The sequence below is a fragment of the Streptosporangium sp. NPDC048886 genome, assembly GCF_055586905.1.
Genome location: NZ_JBVJHH010000039.1, coordinates 83432 through 99657 on the forward strand (window position 1 = coordinate 83432; position 16226 = coordinate 99657).

A 16226-nucleotide genomic window follows, 5' to 3' on the forward strand; every position below is an offset into this window, starting at 1 on the left:
TCGCAACTCAGGCTACAGAAGCGAGCCCGACCCGGAGGGGCTGACCGAGAATCGCAAGCAAAGCGTAACCAACCCATCACCGCACGCCATCGCCGGTGTCGCGGCTAGCGGGCCGCCAGCCGGGCCCGCGCCCAGTCGACGGTGGCCTTCAGCCCGGTGGGCAGGTCGGTCTGGGGCCGCCAGCCCAGCCCCTCCAGCGCGGGGGCCGGATCGACGGCCATCGCCGGGAGGTCGCCCGGGCGCGCCGCGGCGGTCTCCGGGCCGTCGGGCGCGCCGACGGCCTCGGCCACCAGGGTGTGCAGCGCGCGGTCGGTGGTCTCCACCCCGGTGCCCAGGTTGAACCGGCGGCCGTCGCCGCTCCCGCAGGCACGGACGAAACCGTCCACCACGTCGTCGACGAAGACGTAGTCGCGGGTCTGGGTGCCGTCGCCGTACAGCACCGTGGGGGTGCCGTTGAGCAGGGCGTCGGTGAAGATGGCGACCACCCCGGCCTCGCCGCCGGGCGACTGGCGGGGGCCGTAGACGTTGGCGAGCACCAAGGTGGTGTAGTCGATGTCGTGCAGCGCCTTGAAGGCGGCCAGGTAGGTCTCCGCGCTGAGCTTGGAGGCCGCGTACGGCGAGCGCGGGTCGGTCGCCGCGCCCGCGGGGACCGGGATGACCGCGGGCCTGCCGTACACGGCGACCGAGGAGGCGAAGACGACCTTGCGGGTGCCGCCGCGCTGGGCGGCGGTGAGGACGGAGGCGGTGCCCTCGACGTTGAGCCGGGCGTCGTGGACGGGGTCGGCCACGCTCTTGCGCACGCTGATCTGCGCGGCGAGATGGCAGATGACCTCGGGCCCCCAGTCGGCGACCAGGCCGATCAGGGCGGGGTCGCGCACATCCATCTGATGCAGCCTGAACAGCGGGCTCTGCGCCGCGTCGGCGAGGTTGTCGCGGTCACCGCCGGACAGGTCGTCCACGGCCGTGACCTCGTGGCCGTCGGCCAGCAACCGGTCCACCAGATTGGATCCGATGAATCCCGCTCCACCGGTGACGAGTATGCGCATGCCGCCCCCCAAGCTCCTTGGCCATCGCCATGGCCATGGGAGAGATCCTAGGAGGTCAGCCGGTCAACTCCGAGCGGACCTGCTCGATCCTGTCGAGCACTTTGGCGCGCAGGTCCGCCGAGGCCCGGTCGCAGCCGCAGTGCTTGGCGACCAGCTGCTTGACGACCTGCTCCAGGCCGTATTCCTCCAGGCAGGGGCCGCACTCGTCCAGGTGCTCGCGGATGTCGACGCAGTTGTTCTCGTCGAGCTCACCGTCAAGGTAGGTGTAAACCTTGTCCAGGACTTCACGGCAGTCGGTGGCGTGGGGCTTGCCGCAGCTCATGCGATCACCCCGTCCGGGGTCGCCGGGCCGGTCCGTACGGGCTCGCCGTCGCCTCGCTCGCTCACTTCGCACCCTCCGCGGGAACCAGGCCACGCTCGCGGGCGTAGTCCTCCAGTTGGGTCCGCAGTTGGCGGCGCCCACGGTGAAGCCGCGACATCACGGTCCCGATGGGGGTGCCCATGATGTCGGCGATCTCCTTGTAGGGGAAACCCTCGACGTCGGCGAGGTAGACGGCGATGCGGAACTCCTCGGGGAGCGCGGCCAGCGCCTGTTTGACGTCGCTGTCGGGCAGGTGCTCGAGCGCCTCGATCTCAGCGGACTTCAGCCCGGCCGAGGTGTGCGACTCGGCCCTGGCGAGCTGCCAGTCCTCGATCTCCTCGGCGCCCGACTGCTTGGGCTCCCGCTGCTTCTTGCGGTAGCTGTTGATGAAGGTGTTGGTCAGGATGCGGTACAGCCAGGCCTTGAGGTTGGTGCCTTCCTGGAACTGGTGGAAGGACGCGAAGGCCTTGGCGAAGGTCTCCTGAAGGAGATCTTCGGCATCCGCTGGGTTCCGGGTCATCCGGAGCGCGGCGGAGTAGAGCTGGTCGAGATAAGGCATCACATCCCGCTCGAACCGTGTGCTCCGCTGCTCCAGAGTCTCCGCGTCTGTCGCAGGGACCGGACCCACCCCCTTAAGATCGCCGAAGCCCTGCTGACGCGGGACTCCGTACTGAGCGGAGGATACCCGCTCATCAGGGATGGACCGATCACCGGGGCGGGTGATGGGTTCGATCAACGCGAGCATCGGCTTGCCAACCTCCCGAAAGGATCGTGCGTTGTCCGCTGCAACACGCCCGTCCTGTCATCTGTTCCCACAAGATAGAAGGTGACGAAGGACCCGGTACGGGGAAAAACATACGTACCGGCAGGTAGCTGTAGACCACCGGATACCCGACGCCAGGAGCCGCTTGTGCTGCCCATCCCGGCCGAAGAGCTGAACGGCTCAGGAACGCTCGGGCCGTACTGGACCTTTTATCGCGCGGTCGCCGCCGAGCAGCTGAGTCGATGGCTGCCGGAGAGCCCTTCGACCGTCCTCGACCTGTCCGGCGGCCGGGGCCGCTGGTCGGCCCAGGCCGCCAAGGCCGGGCACCGGGTGCTGGAGGTGGTCGACTTCCGCCGCACCGTGGAGGGTCAGCCGCTGCTGCACGACGTCTCCAAGGTCAGTCAGGTCCGCGCCGACGATCTCCGATTCCTCCCCGACCGCAGTGTGGACGCCGTGCTCGCCGAGGAGCGCGCGATGTCGGTGGAGCTCATGGCCGAGTCGGCGATCGACGACGTCGCCCGGGTGCTGCGGCCCGGCGGGCGGGCGCTGCTCTGCGTCGACTCCCTGGTGCTGGGGATGGCGATCCTCGCCGAGCAGAACTACTGGGCCCATCTGCGCCAGACCGGCGAGGTCATGCTCGTGCCCTGGCCCGACGGGAGCATCACCCGGTGCTTCAGCAGCGCCCAGCTGCGCGACCTGCTCACCGACGCCGGCCTGGAGGTGGAGTGGATCCGGCCCCGCACGGTGCTGTCCCCCTCGACGGTCGACCACGTGCTGGCCTCCGACTCGCGCGCGCTCACCTGGCTGGTCAACACCGAGCTGGAGGCAGATCCGGCCGACGACGACACCGTGGGCATCCACCTGGTCGCCAGCGCCCGCCGCCGGTAGGCCCCCCGGAGCCGCGGAAGGCCCCTGCGCGGCTCCGGGACGGCCCCTGCGCGGCTCCGGGACGCCGGTGGGCCCCCTTTAGAGGGGGGCGGCCCCTATCCCGGTAGAGGACCGCCCCTAGGAGGCCCTGTCGGAGAGGCGGGGGCGGCCACGGGTCAGCGCCTGCGCTCACGCTTCGCCTGGCACTGCACGCAGCGGGCGGCCTCGGGGCGCGCTTCGAGCCTGCCCTCCGGCACGGGCCTGCCGCAGTCGGCGCAGAGGCCGTAGAGGCCGTCGTCCAGCCGCTTGAGTGCTTCGAGCACCGAGCGGCGCTGCTGGGCGGCCGCCTCCAGCATGGCCCGGTTGCGATCCGCGTCGGTCAGGACCGACCCGGCATCGCCCGCGGACCGGTCCCACGCTGTCAGGGGGTCTCCCCGCAGCACCCCGATGGACCGGTCAAGCTCGGCGAGCATGCTCTCCAGGCGCACACGCGCGGTCGCGGCGTTCACGTATCCGCACCTCCGCAGAGTGGGGGCGGCCTGTGAAGGGATCCCCGATTGTCCCGTCAGGCGCGAAGGGGATGAGGTTCTACGGCGACACCCTCTTTCAGAGGTATCGCTTTCCTCAGCGGATGCCCACTTGGCGTTGGTTTTACACCGGTTACAGATTGTTTTCGGATACGGACGCTCTCAGAAGGGATACGGACGCTCTCAGAAGAGCGCCTGACCGTCATCCTCCTCCAGCAACGGCTCGAGGAGCTCCGGGCCGTTGTTCCGCACCGAGTTCACCGCGGTGGAGACCGGATACGCCTTCAGCCCGGTGGAGCCGGCCGGGACCAGGAACCCCTTCGCGTCGGGCACCCCGGGGTCGAGCCACTCCGCCCAGCGGTCCCGCTCGATCAGCATCGGCATCCGGTCGTGGACCGTGCCGGCCTCGTCCAGGGCGGAGGTGGTGATGACGGCGCAGGTCACCAGCCAGGCGAGCGGGTCGTCCTCGGGCCGGCCCCGGTCGCGCCAGAACTCGTACAGCCCCGCCATGGCCATGACCCCGCCGTCGGCGGGGTGGATGAAGTAGGGCTGCTTCTTCGGCTTCTTGACCGTCCCGCCCTCCTCCGCCACGGCCCATTCGAAGTAGCCGTCGGCCGGGAGCAGACACCGACGCTCGGCGAACGCCCTGCGGAAGGACGGCTTCTCGGTGAGCGTCTCGACCCGCGCGTTGATCATCCTTGAGCCGATGGACGGGTCCTTCGCCCAGGAGGGGACCAGGCCCCAGCGGAGCACCCGGAGCTGCCGGACCGCCTGGGCCTCCGGGTCGCTCCTGGGCACCCGGCTCAGCACCGCGTAGACCGGTTTGGTCGGCGCGACGTTGTAGTCGGGCCGGAGCTCCTCCTCAGCGGCCCCGTCGACCTCGACCTGGAACTGCTCGAGCAGCTCCTGCTTCTTCCGCGCAGACGCGTATCTCCCGCACATATCACCACCTTGCCATGTGTTCGAAGCGCAGGGTCACCGCCCCGGTAGGCTTTTGCCCATGTCCGCTCCGCTGTGGCCCGCACCGACCGCGACCGAACCCGTCCGCGCGACCGTCTCCCTGCCCGGTTCGAAGTCGGTGACCAACCGCGCCCTGCTGCTGGCCGCGCTGGCCGACGGCCCGGGCACGGTACGGCTGGCCCTGCGCAGCCGGGACGCCGACCTGATGGCGGACGCGCTGCGGGCACTCGGCGCGACGATGACCCCCTCCAACGAGAGCGCCTCCGGCGTCGACTGGGCGATCACCCCCGGCCCGGTCACCGGCGGGGCGCGGATCGACGTGGGGCTGGCCGGCACGGTGATGCGGTTCGTGCCGCCGATGGCGGCGCTGGGCGACGGCGAGGTGTTCTTCGACGGCGACCCGCACGCGCGCAAGCGCCCCATGGGCACGATCCTGGGGGCGCTGCGCGCCCTCGGCGCCGACGTGGACAACGACGCGCTGCCGTTCACCGTCCGGGGCCCGCTGACCGGCGGAGAGGTCACGCTCGACGCGTCCGGGTCCTCCCAGTTCCTCTCCGGCCTGCTGCTGACCGCCGCCCGGTTCGAGAAGGGCGTGACGGTACGGCACGCCGGCCCGCCGATCCCCTCCCAGCCGCACATCCAGATGACCGTTCAGATGCTGCGCGAGCACGGCGTCCGGGTCGACGACTCCGAGCCCGACGTCTGGCGGGTCGAGCCCGGCCCGATCGGCGCCAGGGACTTCACCGTGGAGCCCGACCTGTCGAACGCGGCGCCGTTCCTGTGCGCCGCGATGGTCACCGGCGGCACGGTCACCGTCCCCGGCTGGCCCGCGGCGACGACCCAGCCGGGCGACCAGCTCCGGCGACTGCTGGCGGACATGGGCGCCTCGGTCGAGCGCACGCCCGGCGGCCTGGTGGTCAGCGGCACCGGCCGCGTCACCGGCATCGAGGCGGACCTGCGCGACGTCGCCGAGCTGACCCCGACGATCGCCGCCCTCGCCGCCCTCGCCGACTCCCCCAGCCGGATCAGCGGCGTCGCCCACATCCGCGGGCACGAGACCGACCGGCTCGCCGCGCTGGTCGCCGAGATCAACGGCCTGGGCGGTGACGCGTCCGAGACCGACGACGGCCTGGAGATCCGGCCGCGCCCGCTCCACGGCGGGGTGTTCCACTCCTACGACGACCACCGGATGGCCACCGCGGGCGCGGTGCTCGGCCTGGCCGTGCCGGGAGTGCAGGTGGAGAACATCGCCACCACGGGTAAGACCCTCCCCGAGTTCGCCACCATGTGGGCGGACATGCTGGAGGGCCCACGGTGACGGGCCGCCGGCCGGCGGCCCCGCGGACGCCGGGCCGTGACGGGCGCCCGTCCGTCAGCCATCCGGGCAGAGCCCCCTCGCCTCAGGGCGTGGGGAGGGAGCCGGACGAAGGTAGATCGAGGCGGAGAAACTGAGAAAGCGCGAATACGACGAGGACGACGTCAGGGTCAGGCCGGGCAAGGGCTCCCGGCCCCGGACGCGGATCCGGCCTGCGCACGACGACGCGGTGCGGGGGTTCGTGGTGGCGGTCGACCGGGGCCGCTACACGTGCCTGGTGGAGTCGGCGGGCGAGAAGGACCGCCGCCGTAAGAAGGACCGGCCGGAGGGCGCCGCGATGAGCGGCCGCGTCGTGGTGGCCATGAAGGCCCGCGAGCTCGGCCGCAAGGGGATCGTGGTGGGCGACCAGGTGGCCCTGGTCGGCGACGTCTCCGGCGCGTCCGACACGCTGGCCCGTGTCGTCCGCGTGGAGCCGCGCACCTCGATGCTGCGCCGCTCCGCCGACGACACCGACAACACCGACGGCATCGAGCGTCCCGTGGTGGCCAACGCCGACCAGCTCGTGATCGTGACGGCCCTGGCCGACCCGCCGCCCCGCCCGCGCATGATCGACCGGATGCTGGTGGCGGCCTTCGACGCCGACATCGAGCCGATGCTCTGCCTCACCAAGTCCGACCTGGCCCCACCCGACGAGCTGGTCTCCCTCTACGCCCCGCTCGGCGTGCCGTACGTGGTGCTGCAGAAGGGCGGCACCCTGGAGGAGGTCCGAGAACGCCTGAGCGGCCGGACCAGCGTGCTGGTCGGCCACTCGGGCGTGGGCAAGTCCACCTTGGTCAACGCCCTGGTCCCGGACGCCAACCGGGCCGTCTCCCACGTCAACGCGGTGACCGGCCGGGGCCGTCACACCTCGACCTCGGCCGTGGCCCTGGAGCTTCCCGGAGGCGGCTGGATCATCGACACCCCGGGAGTGCGCAGCTTCGGCCTCGCCCACGTCTCGGTGGAGACCGTCCTGGCCGGCTTCCCCGACCTCGTCGAGGGCACGGTCGGCTGTCCCAAGGGCTGCAACCATCTCGGCGAGGAGTGCGCCCTGGACGCCTGGGTGGCCTCCGGCCAGGCCGACCCCGCCAGGCTCGTCTCCCTGCGCCGCCTGCTCGCCAGCCGCGAGGGCGCGCCCGACGACGACTAGCGGTTGGGGCGCAGGGTCCAGGAGACGGTCATCTCGGAGACCAGCGTGCCGTCGGTGGTCCTGACGTCGACGGCGACCTCGAACTCGGGGCGCTCCCCGGCGTCCAGCTTGGCCACGACCTCCTCGCGGGAGGCCCGCAGGCGGGCCTCGGCGACGACTTCGCCCTTGGCGAGCTTCACATAGCGGATCGCCGCGTTCGCGGCCAGCGGGGTCGCCCGCGAGAGCTGGTCGCCGAAGGCCGCGAGCATCGCGGCGCCGGAGGCGGACTCGGCGAGGCTGAACAGGGCTCCGGCGTGCGGGCCGCCCACGTGGTTGTGCAGGTCCGCGCGGTCGGGCATGCGGGCCACCGCCGATCCCGGCTCCACCTTGTCGAAGGAGATGTCCAGTGTCCGGGCGAAGGGGACGCTCTGCAGCATGAAGGCGCCTACGTCGAAGCTCATGCCCCGCATGCTACTCGTGAGTAACAGCGGAGCCAACGACGGATCCGGGGCGCCTGTGAAGAGTTCGGGGGCGGCGGGATCCGGCCGCCGGGCACGGCGTGCGGCGCGTTCCCCGCTTTACGGCGTATCCGGCTGACTGATGTGACGCGACACAATTCCCCGGGCTTGTTCCCCGCTCTCCTATTGACCACCACTGAGGCGATAGCGTTACCTCCTGTGACGGGTTACAACGACGACCTGCGCCTCGCGCACGTCATGGCCGACGCCGCCGACGATCTGACCATGCGCCGGTTCAAGGCCGCCGACCTCCGGGTCGACACCAAACCGGACCTCACCCCGGTCAGCGATGCCGACCGGGCGGTCGAGGAGGCGATCCGGGGCACGCTCAGCCGGGCCCGCCCCCGTGACGCGGTGATCGGCGAGGAGTTCGGCAAGACCGGCTACGGCGCGCGCTCGTGGGTGATCGACCCGATCGACGGCACGAAGAACTACGTGCGCGGCGTCCCCATCTGGGCCACGCTCATCGCGCTGATGGACCAGGGCCGGGTCGTCGTGGGCCTGGTCTCCGCCCCGGCGCTCGGCCGCCGCTGGTGGGCCGCCCGCGACAGCGGCGCGTGGACGGGCAAGAGCCTCACCAAGGCCACCCGCTGCCAGGTCTCCTCCGTCACCCGGTTGGAGGACGCCTCCTTCTCCTACTCCAGCTTCGGCGGCTGGGAGGAGGCCGGCAAGCTTGAGGAGTTCCTCGACCTCAACCGGTCGGTCTGGCGCAGCCGCGCCTACGGCGACTTCTGGTCGCACATGCTGGTCGCCGAGGGCGCGGTCGACCTGTCGGCCGAGCCCGAACTCTCCCCCTGGGACATCGCGGCGCTGACCGTGATCGTCGAGGAGGCGGGCGGCATCTGGACCGACCTGTCCGGCGTCCCCGGCCTCGACGGGGGCAGCCTGGTGTGCACCAACGGCCCGCTGCACAGCGAGGTCCTCAAGCGCCTCGGCGGCGGCCCGCTCACCCTTCCCGTGTAGCCGAGCCCCGCCGGTCCCACGTGGCGGAGCCCCGCCGGCCCCGTGTGGCGGCGCCCGCTCACCCTTCCCGCGTGGCGCAGCTTCACCGGCCCCGTGTGGCGGAGCCCCGCCGGCCCCGTGTGGCGGCGCCCGCTCACCCTTCCCGCGTGGCGCAGCTTCACCGGCCCCGTGTGGCGGAGCCCCGCCGCTCCCCTGTGGCGGAGCCCCGCCGGCCAATCTGAACGGAAGCTCCGCCGAAACCCCCCGGCGGCTCTCGCCTCGGCCCGCCCGGAGTCCGGAAAGGGCCCCGGACCTGGCCGGAACTTCAAGACTCGCCCAAGCCGTCGCCACAACTCCGACCGAATGCATTCATTTTGCGTTCACCTTCCTACCGGTTTCGAGTCATCTCGCCTCCCTACTGTCTTGCATGTTGAAGGACTTAGTGGGAGGAACCCAACCGTGAAGTATGCAGGCCGGCTCGCCGCGGTCACCCTCGTCGGCGCGCTCTCGCTCGCTGCGTGCGGCACCGATAACAACTCCGCCAGCACCGACGCCTCCACGGCCCCGGCCTCAACGGCGCCCTCGGCCGGGTCGGACGCCGGTCTCAGCGGCACGATCAACGCTGCGGGCTCCTCGGCGCAGGCGAACGCCATCGACGAGTGGAAGAAGAACTTCCAGCAGGCCAACGCGGGTGTGAGCCTCAACTACCAGCCCAGCGGTTCCGGCGCGGGTGTGCAGGCCTTCATTCAGGGCACGGTCGCCTTCGCCGGCTCCGACTCGGCGCTGAAGGACGACAAGGGTGAGCCCGCGCAGGCCGACGCCCGGTGCAAGACCGGCAAGGCCATCAACATCCCGATGGTGACCGGCCCGGTGGCCGTCGTCTACAACCTGCCGGGTGTCGAGGGGCTGCAGCTGTCCCCCAAGACCATCGGCGGCATCTTCGACAGCAAGATCACCAAGTGGGACGACGCGGCGATCAAGGCTGACAACCCGGACGCCAAGCTCCCCTCGACCCCGATCCAGGCCTTCCACCGCTCGGACGAGTCGGGCACCAGCGACAACTTCACCAAGTTCCTGTCCAAGACCGCCGAGTGGCCGTACGAGCCCGCCAAGGCGTGGCCGGCCGAGGCCAAGGGTCAGGGCGCCAAGGGCTCCGACGGCATCGCGCAGGCCATCAAGAGCGCCCCCGGCTCGGTCAGCTACGTGGAGCTCTCCTACGCCGAGAACTCCAGCCTGGCCAAGGCCAAGGTCGCCAACGGCTCCGGCGAGTTCGTGGAGCTGACCCCGGAGAGCGCGGCCAAGACGGTCGAGGCCGCCGAGGTCGTCGGTCAGGGCAACGACCTCAAGCTGAGCATCGACTACGCCACCAAGGCCGCCGGCGCCTACCCCATCGTCCTGGTGACCTACGAGATCACCTGCGAGAAGGGCCTGGCTCCCGAGGAGGCCAAGCTGGTGAAGTCCTTCCTCTCCTACACCTCCAGCGACGAGGGCCAGCAGGCGCTGACCAGCCTGGGCTACGCCCCGCTGCCGGCGACGGTGCTCGCCAAGGTCCGGACCGCCGTCGAGGCGATCTCCTAAGTTGATGGCGACTCCAGTTCGCACCCGTGACGGCGGATCGGCCCTGAGCCGGTCCGCCTCTCGGCGCAGCCGAGGTGAGGTGCCCTTCCGCTACGCCTCCACGGCCGCCGGCATTCTCCTGCTGGCGATCATGGCGGCCATCGCCGTCTTCCTCGTCGTCGAGGCGGTCCCCGCGCTGCAGGCCAACAAGGGGAGCTTCCTCACCACCCTCACCTGGGAGCCGAACAGCACCCAGGCCTTCGGCATCGGGGCGCTGGCCTTCGGCACGCTGATCAGCGCGGTCCTCGCGCTGATCATGGCGGTGCCGGTGGCCGTCGGCGTGGCGCTGTTCATCTCCCACTACGCGCCCCGGCGCATGGCCGGGATCCTGGGATACGTCATCGACCTGCTGGCCGCCGTCCCCAGCGTCGTCTACGGCCTGTGGGGCGTCGTCTTCCTCGTCCCGTTCATGCAGGGCCCCTCCGAGTTCCTGCACGAGTATCTGGGGTTCATCCCGCTGTTCGGCGGTGACATCATCACCGGCCGCTCGATGCTGACGGCGTCGATCGTGCTCGCGGTCATGATCCTGCCGATCATCGCGGCGATCTCCCGGGAGGTGTTCCTCCAGGTGCCCAGGGCGCACGAGGAGGCGGCACTGGCCCTCGGCGCGACCCGCTGGGAAGTGATCAGGATGGCGGTCCTGCCGTTCGGCCGTCCCGGCGTCATCAGCGCGTCCATGCTCGGTCTCGGCCGGGCCATGGGAGAGACCATCGCCGTCGCCCTCATCTTCCCCGCGACGTTCGGCATCAGCCTTGAGATCCTCACCCCGCAGGGCAACAGCATCGCCGCCAACATCGCCAACGGGTTCGGCGAGGCCACCCCGATCGGCCGTGGCGCGCTGATCGCGTCGGGCCTGGTGCTGTTCATCATCACGTTGCTGGTGAACATGGGCGCCCGCCTGATCGTCGCCCGCCGCAAGGAGTTCTCCGGAGCCGCCGCATGACCGCGATCCAGCGCATCTCAGCCGGCAGGCGGTTCAAGGACCAGCTCGTCCGGTCACTGGTCTACCTGTCGTTCGCCATCGCCGTGGTGCCGCTGATCGCGGTCCTGTGGATGGTGGTCAAGAACGGCCTCGCCCGCTTCGACATGGAGTTCCTGACGCACTCCATGCGCAACATCGGCGCCCGGGACGCGGGGGGCGGCGCCTACCACGCGATCCTCGGCACGCTGGAGCAGGTCCTGCTGGCCTCGCTCATCTCGATCCCCGTCGGCCTGCTCACCGCGATCTACCTCGTGGAGTACGGCGCGGGCACCCGGCTGAGCCGGGCGATCAGCTTCTTCGTGGACGTCATGACCGGCATCCCCTCGGTGGTCTCCGGCCTGTTCATCCTGGCCTTCTGGATCCTGGCACTGGGCCTGCCGTTCTCCGGTTTCGCCGGCGCGCTGGCCCTGTCGATCCTGATGATGCCGACGGTGGTCCGCTCCGCCGAGGAGATGCTCCGGCTGGTCCCCACCGACCTGCGGGAGGCCTCCTACGCGCTGGGCGTGCCGAAGTGGCGGACGATCACCCGGGTCGTACTGCCGACCTCCTTCACCGGCATCGCGACCGGCGTCATGCTCGCCATCGCGCGCGTCGCCGGCGAGACGGCCCCGCTCCTGCTCACGGTCTTCTTCACCGACTCCATCAACAGCGATCCCTTCAACGGACCGCAGATGGGGTTGCCGCTCTACGTCTTCGACCAGGCGGGCCGTCCGACCGACACCGCCATCGACCGCGCGTGGGCCGGAGCGCTCACGCTCATTCTGATCGTCATGCTGCTCAACCTGGTGGCACGCCTCATCGGCTGGTGGCGCTCGCCGGCCAGAGGCCGTTAGGAGGAATGTCGAAGTGAGCCAGCAGATCCAGGTCTCCGGCCTCGACGCGTACTACGGAAAGCACAAGGCGATCGAGGACATCTCGATGACGATCGAGCCCCAGTCGATCACCGCCTTCATCGGCCCCTCGGGGTGCGGCAAATCGACCTTCCTGCGGACCCTCAACCGCATGCACGAGGTCATCCCCGGCGCGCGCGTGGAGGGCAAGGTCCTGCTCGACGGGGAGGACCTCTACGCCTCCGACGTCGAGCCGGTGTCGGTGCGCCGCATGATCGGCATGGTCTTCCAGCGCCCCAACCCGTTCCCCACGATGTCGATCTACGAGAACGTGGCCGCCGGCCTCCGGCTCAACGGCAGGCACCCCAAGTCCACGGTCGACGGCATCGTCGAGGAGTCGCTGAAGGGCGCCAACCTCTGGAACGAGGTCAAGGACCGCCTCCACAAGCCCGGCGCCGGCCTCTCCGGCGGCCAGCAGCAGCGCCTGTGCATCGCCCGGGCCATCGCGGTCAAGCCGGAGGTCCTCCTGATGGACGAGCCGTGCTCCGCCCTGGACCCGATCTCCACGCTGGCCATCGAAGACCTGATGGCCGAGCTGAAGAGCCGGTTCACGATCATCATCGTGACGCACAACATGCAGCAGGCCGCACGGGTGAGCGACCGCACCGCCTTCTTCAACCTGGCGGGGCAGGGACAGCCGGGCCGCGTCATCGAGATGGACGACACCTCGCGCATCTTCACCAACCCCGCCCAGCAGGCGACCGAGGACTACATCACCGGCCGCTTCGGATAAACCGACCACATTGGAGGACCCGGGTGATCCAGCCGCAGACGGCACCCGAGGTGAACGGGGACACTCGGACGGCGCCCCTGCTGCTGGTGGCCGATCCCGAATCGACCTTGGTCCAGGGACTGGCCGACGCCCTCGAACGCGAGGGCGTCGTGGTCACGGGCGTCACCGACGGCGCCCAGGCCCTTTTGCAGGCCGGGGCGCTCCGGCCTGACGTCGTGCTCGTCAGCGCCTCGTTGCCGGTCATCGGGGCGGTGGAGTTCGTCCGCGCCGTACGGCTGACGCGGGCGGTGCCGGTGCTGCTGGGCGTGGGCGAGGGCCATGCCGAGCAGGCCGTCCAGGCGCTCGCGGCCGGGGCCACCGCGTGTGTGGCCCGGCCGTACCGGGTGCCCGAACTCCTTCCGCTGGTGCAGGCGGCCTTCTCCGGCGAGGCGGCGGCCCGCCGGACGCTCGTCGTCGGCAGGGTCGAGCTCGACGTGAACGCCTACCAGGTGAAGGTCAGCGGCCACACCGTCCACCTGCCGCTGCGCGAGTTCGAGCTGCTGCACTACCTGATGCGCAACGCGCACCGCACGGTCACCCGTGAGCAGATCATGCGGCATGTCTGGAACTCCACCGACACCACCTCCACCAACACGATCGCCGTGCACGTCAAACGCCTGCGCGCCCGTCTCGGCGACACCGACGACCAGCTGATCCAGACCGTGCGCGGGGTGGGTTACCGGCTGGTCGACAAGTCGTCCTGACCGCCGGCCACCGCGCATCCTCGCCGGCCCCGGAAGGCGGCCAGGATGCGCGTGACCGTGCCTTCGACCCGGGCGATGCCGGTGCCCATGCTCCCGCTGTCCTCGGTGAGGACCGCCACGGCGTAGTCGTGCCCGGGCTCCCTGATCAGCCCCGCGCTGGCGACCGCCCAGCGCCCGGTGGAGACACGCCGCAGCCAGCCGTTCTTCAGCGAGACATGGCCGCCCTCGCAGGCCGCCGCGCTGATCCCCCAGCGCTGCTCCGGGATCACGTGCCCCATCAGCCGCAGCACCCGCTCCCGGTCCTCCTCCGGCAGCGGACCCCGGTCCCCGGCCAACGCCCTGATCAGCCGGACCTGGTCTCCCGCGGTGGTCTGCGTGATGCCCCAGCAGTACAGGTCCAAGCACCGTCCCGCCGGCGTGTAGGTGCGCCTGAGGCCGAACTTCCGGTTCGCCCTGCCCAGCCCGGTCTCCAGGCCGATGCGCTCGTACAGCCGGTCGGCCGCCGCGTTGTCGCTGAAACGGATCATCTGCTCCGCGTCGTCCCTGGTCCGCTCGGTCAGCCGGCGCCACGGCGTCCTGAGCAGCAACGCCATCAGGATGTTGATCTTCGAGGTGCTCGCCGTGAGCAGCCTTAGGCCACGGTGGTACCGGTACGTCCGGCCGGTGGCCATGTCCCGCACCATGGCGGTGGTCCGGCCGCCGTAGCGCGCGAGGAACCGGTCGAGGTCGCGGGTGAGTTCCGCGGCGGGGACCTTCGGAGCCGGCGCTCCCGGTGGCCTCTGCGGCCGGGGAGAGGGCTGGGGATCCTCGGAGGGGACGGCGCTCGGCGTCGCCGCCCCGGAGGGGGAGGTCGCCGCCCCGGAGGGGGCGAGGGAGGACCCGGGGGACGAGGATCCGGAAGGCGGCGGCCCGGAGAAGGAAGGTCCGGAGGGGGAGGGGCCGGAGGGTGAGGGCTCGTAAGGGGAGGGCGAGACGGTGCCTGCCGTCATCCCGCCCCCGGCCGCGCAACCACCCACCGACCCGGATATCAGTACGGCTACCGCCACAACCACCCAATGCGCCGTCTTCACCATCGACCCGATCGCTCCCCCCGATTATCCCATGATCGGGATCTATCCCCGGATGGGGATCCGGAAGACGGCGGGGCGGAACCTCGCCCGGGGGGAGCCCGAATCCTTGGAGAACGGGCCGGTGGACCAGCTAGCCTTGGCGGACACCGGCGGTTAGCCGGGCGATGCTCTCGTCGTCACAGGTCGCCCAGAACCCCCCGACCACGTCCTCAAGATGGTCCAGCGACTCCGCCCGGAACAGCACATCCTGGTATTTCGTGATGTCGTAGTGGGTCGTGCCCATGGCCAGGAGGTCCAGGGGCCGGATGTCCATGCCCCGAAACTCCTCGATCTCCCCGTAGGAGGACAGGATGCCCGCCCCGTACGCCCGCAGCTCGTTCTGGTCGGTCATGACGCCGAACTCCAGCGTGAACCAGAACACCTTCGAGATGAACTCCAGCGCCTGCTCGCTCTCGACCCGACGCGCCGCGCCGCCGGCCAGCCGGTAGAGCCGCGAGTAGCGGTCGGAGGCCAGCGCGTTGGCGTGCCCGATCACCTCGTGGATCACGTCCGGCTCCGGCGTGTAGAGCGGCGTCGAGTGGTGCCGGATGTACTGGGTCGAGTGGAAGAAGCCGTCGGCCAGCACGCCGTAGAAGTCCCGCAGCGGCACCAGCCCGGCGGCCGGCAGATAGCGGAACCCGGTCAGCGGCTCCAGCAGCTCGCTCACCTCCTGAAGCTGCGGGATCCGGTCGGCCGGCAGTCCCAGCCTCTCGGTCGCGTCCAGGTATTCCGCGGTCGCGTATCTACGGTGCTTGATCGCCAGCTCCCGGCTGACCAGGGCCCACACCTCGTGCTCCTGGCCGGTGTACTCGGCCGTGGGGATCGGCGCACCGGGCACGTGTCCCACCGCGAGCGCGGCGATGGCGTTGCGCCGGAGCCGGTAGACCGGATCGGCGAAGCCGGGGTGACTCGCGGCGAGCTCCACCTCGACCGTGCCGTCCTCACGGGTCGCCACCGGCGCGAAATACTGCGCTTCCTCGAACATGAATGAAATGACAGCAATTCTTCGAATCGTTGACAAGAGCGAGCAGTTTGACTGCGCGATCCGTGCATGATCACACTGTCAGACCTGTGCCTGACTGGTCATATCGCCTAATCTGGTGCGGTGCCCATCGATGACCTGGACAGCCGCCTCCTGGTGACCATGCGTGCCCATCCCCGCATCGGCCTCACCGAGCTCGCCCGGCTGCTCGGCGTGGCCCGGGGCACCGTGCAGGCCCGCGTCGAGAAGCTCACCGCCCGCGGCGTCATCGCCGACTTCGGTCCCACGGTCACCCCCGAGGGCGTCGGCTACCCCATCCTGGCCTTCGTCTCCCTGCAGATCGCCCAGGGCCGGCTGGCCGAGGCCGTGCGGGCGCTCCGGTCCCTGCCGGAGATCCTTGAGGTGTACGGCACCAGCGGCCAGGCCGACCTGCTCTGCCGCGTGGTCGCCCGCAGCACGCCGGATCTCCAGGAGATCATCGCTCGCATCCTGGCCTCGCCCGCGGTCCAGCGCACCGACACCACGATCGCCCTGTCAGTCCAGGTGCCCTACCGGATCGAGCCCCTGCTCCACGCCGCTCCAGACGCCTGAGCGGACCCTCCACCAGGGCCGCCCGGGTGTCGGTCTCGGGTAAAAGTCCCCGGAAAACAGGAAAGGCCACCCCCGAAGGGATGGCCTTTCCACAAAAAATTGTCCGGCGGCGACC

Annotated in this window: 18 protein-coding genes; 10 read left to right on the forward strand and 8 right to left on the reverse strand. The window is 70.5% G+C overall.

Annotated features, from left to right (window positions below; genetic code table 11):
• Positions 1 to 104: 104 nt before the first annotated feature.
• The 3 genes from ACZ6R6_RS37315 to ACZ6R6_RS37325 form a co-directional block, all read right to left on the reverse strand.
• Positions 105 to 1046, reverse strand: coding sequence for an NAD-dependent epimerase/dehydratase family protein (locus ACZ6R6_RS37315; RefSeq protein ID WP_470101520.1), 942 nt, complete (start codon positions 1044 to 1046; stop codon positions 105 to 107).
• A gap of 55 nt (positions 1047 to 1101) precedes the next feature.
• Entirely contained in the window at positions 1102 to 1368 is a 267-nt protein-coding gene (rsrA, locus tag ACZ6R6_RS37320; RefSeq protein ID WP_470101522.1) for a mycothiol system anti-sigma-R factor, read from the reverse strand.
• 61 nt (positions 1369 to 1429) lie between these two features.
• Positions 1430 to 2035 carry a sigma-70 family RNA polymerase sigma factor gene (locus tag ACZ6R6_RS37325; RefSeq protein WP_306864373.1) on the reverse strand — a complete coding sequence of 202 codons (606 nt, stop codon included), beginning with the start codon at positions 2033 to 2035 and terminating at the stop codon, positions 1430 to 1432.
• A 282-nt stretch (positions 2036 to 2317) separates the two neighbouring features.
• Between ACZ6R6_RS37325 and ACZ6R6_RS37330 the strand changes: the two genes are divergently transcribed.
• Positions 2318 to 3058 carry a class I SAM-dependent methyltransferase gene (locus ACZ6R6_RS37330; RefSeq protein ID WP_470101525.1) on the forward strand — a complete coding sequence of 247 codons (741 nt, stop codon included), beginning with the start codon at positions 2318 to 2320 and terminating at the stop codon, positions 3056 to 3058.
• Positions 3059 to 3213: 155 nt separating this feature from the next.
• Here ACZ6R6_RS37330 and ACZ6R6_RS37335 read toward each other — a convergent pair whose 3' ends face one another.
• Together ACZ6R6_RS37335 and ACZ6R6_RS37340 are read right to left on the reverse strand one after the other, a co-directional pair.
• Positions 3214 to 3546, reverse strand: a complete 333-nt coding sequence (locus tag ACZ6R6_RS37335; RefSeq protein WP_470101527.1) for a TraR/DksA family transcriptional regulator — start codon at positions 3544 to 3546, stop codon at positions 3214 to 3216.
• Between the two features lie 201 nt (positions 3547 to 3747).
• On the reverse strand, positions 3748 to 4506 hold the full coding sequence (locus tag ACZ6R6_RS37340) for an SOS response-associated peptidase (RefSeq protein WP_470101529.1): 759 nt from the start codon (positions 4504 to 4506) through the stop codon (positions 3748 to 3750).
• A gap of 58 nt (positions 4507 to 4564) precedes the next feature.
• Here ACZ6R6_RS37340 and aroA point away from each other — a divergent pair, with 58 nt between their 5' ends.
• Positions 4565 to 5842 carry a 3-phosphoshikimate 1-carboxyvinyltransferase gene (aroA, locus tag ACZ6R6_RS37345; RefSeq protein WP_470101531.1) on the forward strand — a complete coding sequence of 426 codons (1278 nt, stop codon included), beginning with the start codon at positions 4565 to 4567 and terminating at the stop codon, positions 5840 to 5842.
• 130 nt (positions 5843 to 5972) lie between these two features.
• Positions 5973 to 7025 carry a ribosome small subunit-dependent GTPase A gene (rsgA, locus tag ACZ6R6_RS37350; RefSeq protein WP_470101549.1) on the forward strand — a complete coding sequence of 351 codons (1053 nt, stop codon included), beginning with the start codon at positions 5973 to 5975 and terminating at the stop codon, positions 7023 to 7025.
• Here the strand turns inward: rsgA and ACZ6R6_RS37355 are convergent.
• The gene (locus tag ACZ6R6_RS37355) at positions 7022 to 7465 is read right to left on the reverse strand and encodes a DUF4442 domain-containing protein (protein ID WP_470101533.1); all 444 of its coding nucleotides are present in this window, start codon (positions 7463 to 7465) and stop codon (positions 7022 to 7024) included. The genes rsgA and ACZ6R6_RS37355 overlap by 4 nt on opposite strands.
• 216 nt (positions 7466 to 7681) lie before the next feature.
• Between ACZ6R6_RS37355 and hisN the strand changes: the two genes are divergently transcribed.
• From hisN to ACZ6R6_RS37385, 6 genes are all read left to right on the forward strand, one after another.
• On the forward strand, positions 7682 to 8485 hold the full coding sequence (hisN, locus tag ACZ6R6_RS37360) for a histidinol-phosphatase (RefSeq protein ID WP_451933234.1): 804 nt from the start codon (positions 7682 to 7684) through the stop codon (positions 8483 to 8485).
• Between the two features lie 438 nt (positions 8486 to 8923).
• On the forward strand, positions 8924 to 10042 hold the full coding sequence (gene pstS / locus ACZ6R6_RS37365) for a phosphate ABC transporter substrate-binding protein PstS (protein WP_470101535.1): 1119 nt from the start codon (positions 8924 to 8926) through the stop codon (positions 10040 to 10042).
• A 4-nt stretch (positions 10043 to 10046) separates the two neighbouring features.
• A complete protein-coding gene (pstC, locus tag ACZ6R6_RS37370) occupies positions 10047 to 11024 on the forward strand; it encodes a phosphate ABC transporter permease subunit PstC (protein WP_470101537.1) in 978 nt (325 codons plus the stop codon).
• Entirely contained in the window at positions 11021 to 11896 is an 876-nt protein-coding gene (gene pstA / locus ACZ6R6_RS37375; RefSeq protein ID WP_470101539.1) for a phosphate ABC transporter permease PstA, read from the forward strand. Before pstC ends, pstA begins: the two co-directional genes overlap by 4 nt.
• Positions 11897 to 11909: 13 nt before the next feature.
• The gene (pstB, locus tag ACZ6R6_RS37380; protein ID WP_306864344.1) at positions 11910 to 12686 is read left to right on the forward strand and encodes a phosphate ABC transporter ATP-binding protein PstB; all 777 of its coding nucleotides are present in this window, start codon (positions 11910 to 11912) and stop codon (positions 12684 to 12686) included.
• A 23-nt stretch (positions 12687 to 12709) separates the two neighbouring features.
• Complete coding sequence (locus ACZ6R6_RS37385; RefSeq protein ID WP_470101541.1) at positions 12710 to 13429, forward strand: response regulator transcription factor; 720 nt, start codon at positions 12710 to 12712, stop codon at positions 13427 to 13429.
• Here ACZ6R6_RS37385 and ACZ6R6_RS37390 read toward each other — a convergent pair.
• Together ACZ6R6_RS37390 and ACZ6R6_RS37395 are read right to left on the reverse strand one after the other, a co-directional pair.
• Complete coding sequence (locus tag ACZ6R6_RS37390; protein ID WP_470101543.1) at positions 13402 to 14418, reverse strand: serine hydrolase; 1017 nt, start codon at positions 14416 to 14418, stop codon at positions 13402 to 13404. The genes ACZ6R6_RS37385 and ACZ6R6_RS37390 overlap by 28 nt on opposite strands.
• Positions 14419 to 14629: 211 nt before the next feature.
• The gene (locus ACZ6R6_RS37395) at positions 14630 to 15523 is read right to left on the reverse strand and encodes a phenylalanine 4-monooxygenase (protein ID WP_470101545.1); all 894 of its coding nucleotides are present in this window, start codon (positions 15521 to 15523) and stop codon (positions 14630 to 14632) included.
• A 120-nt stretch (positions 15524 to 15643) separates the two neighbouring features.
• Between ACZ6R6_RS37395 and ACZ6R6_RS37400 the strand changes: the two genes are divergently transcribed.
• Positions 15644 to 16111 carry an Lrp/AsnC family transcriptional regulator gene (locus ACZ6R6_RS37400; protein ID WP_306864332.1) on the forward strand — a complete coding sequence of 156 codons (468 nt, stop codon included), beginning with the start codon at positions 15644 to 15646 and terminating at the stop codon, positions 16109 to 16111.
• Positions 16112 to 16226: the final 115 nt, after the last annotated feature.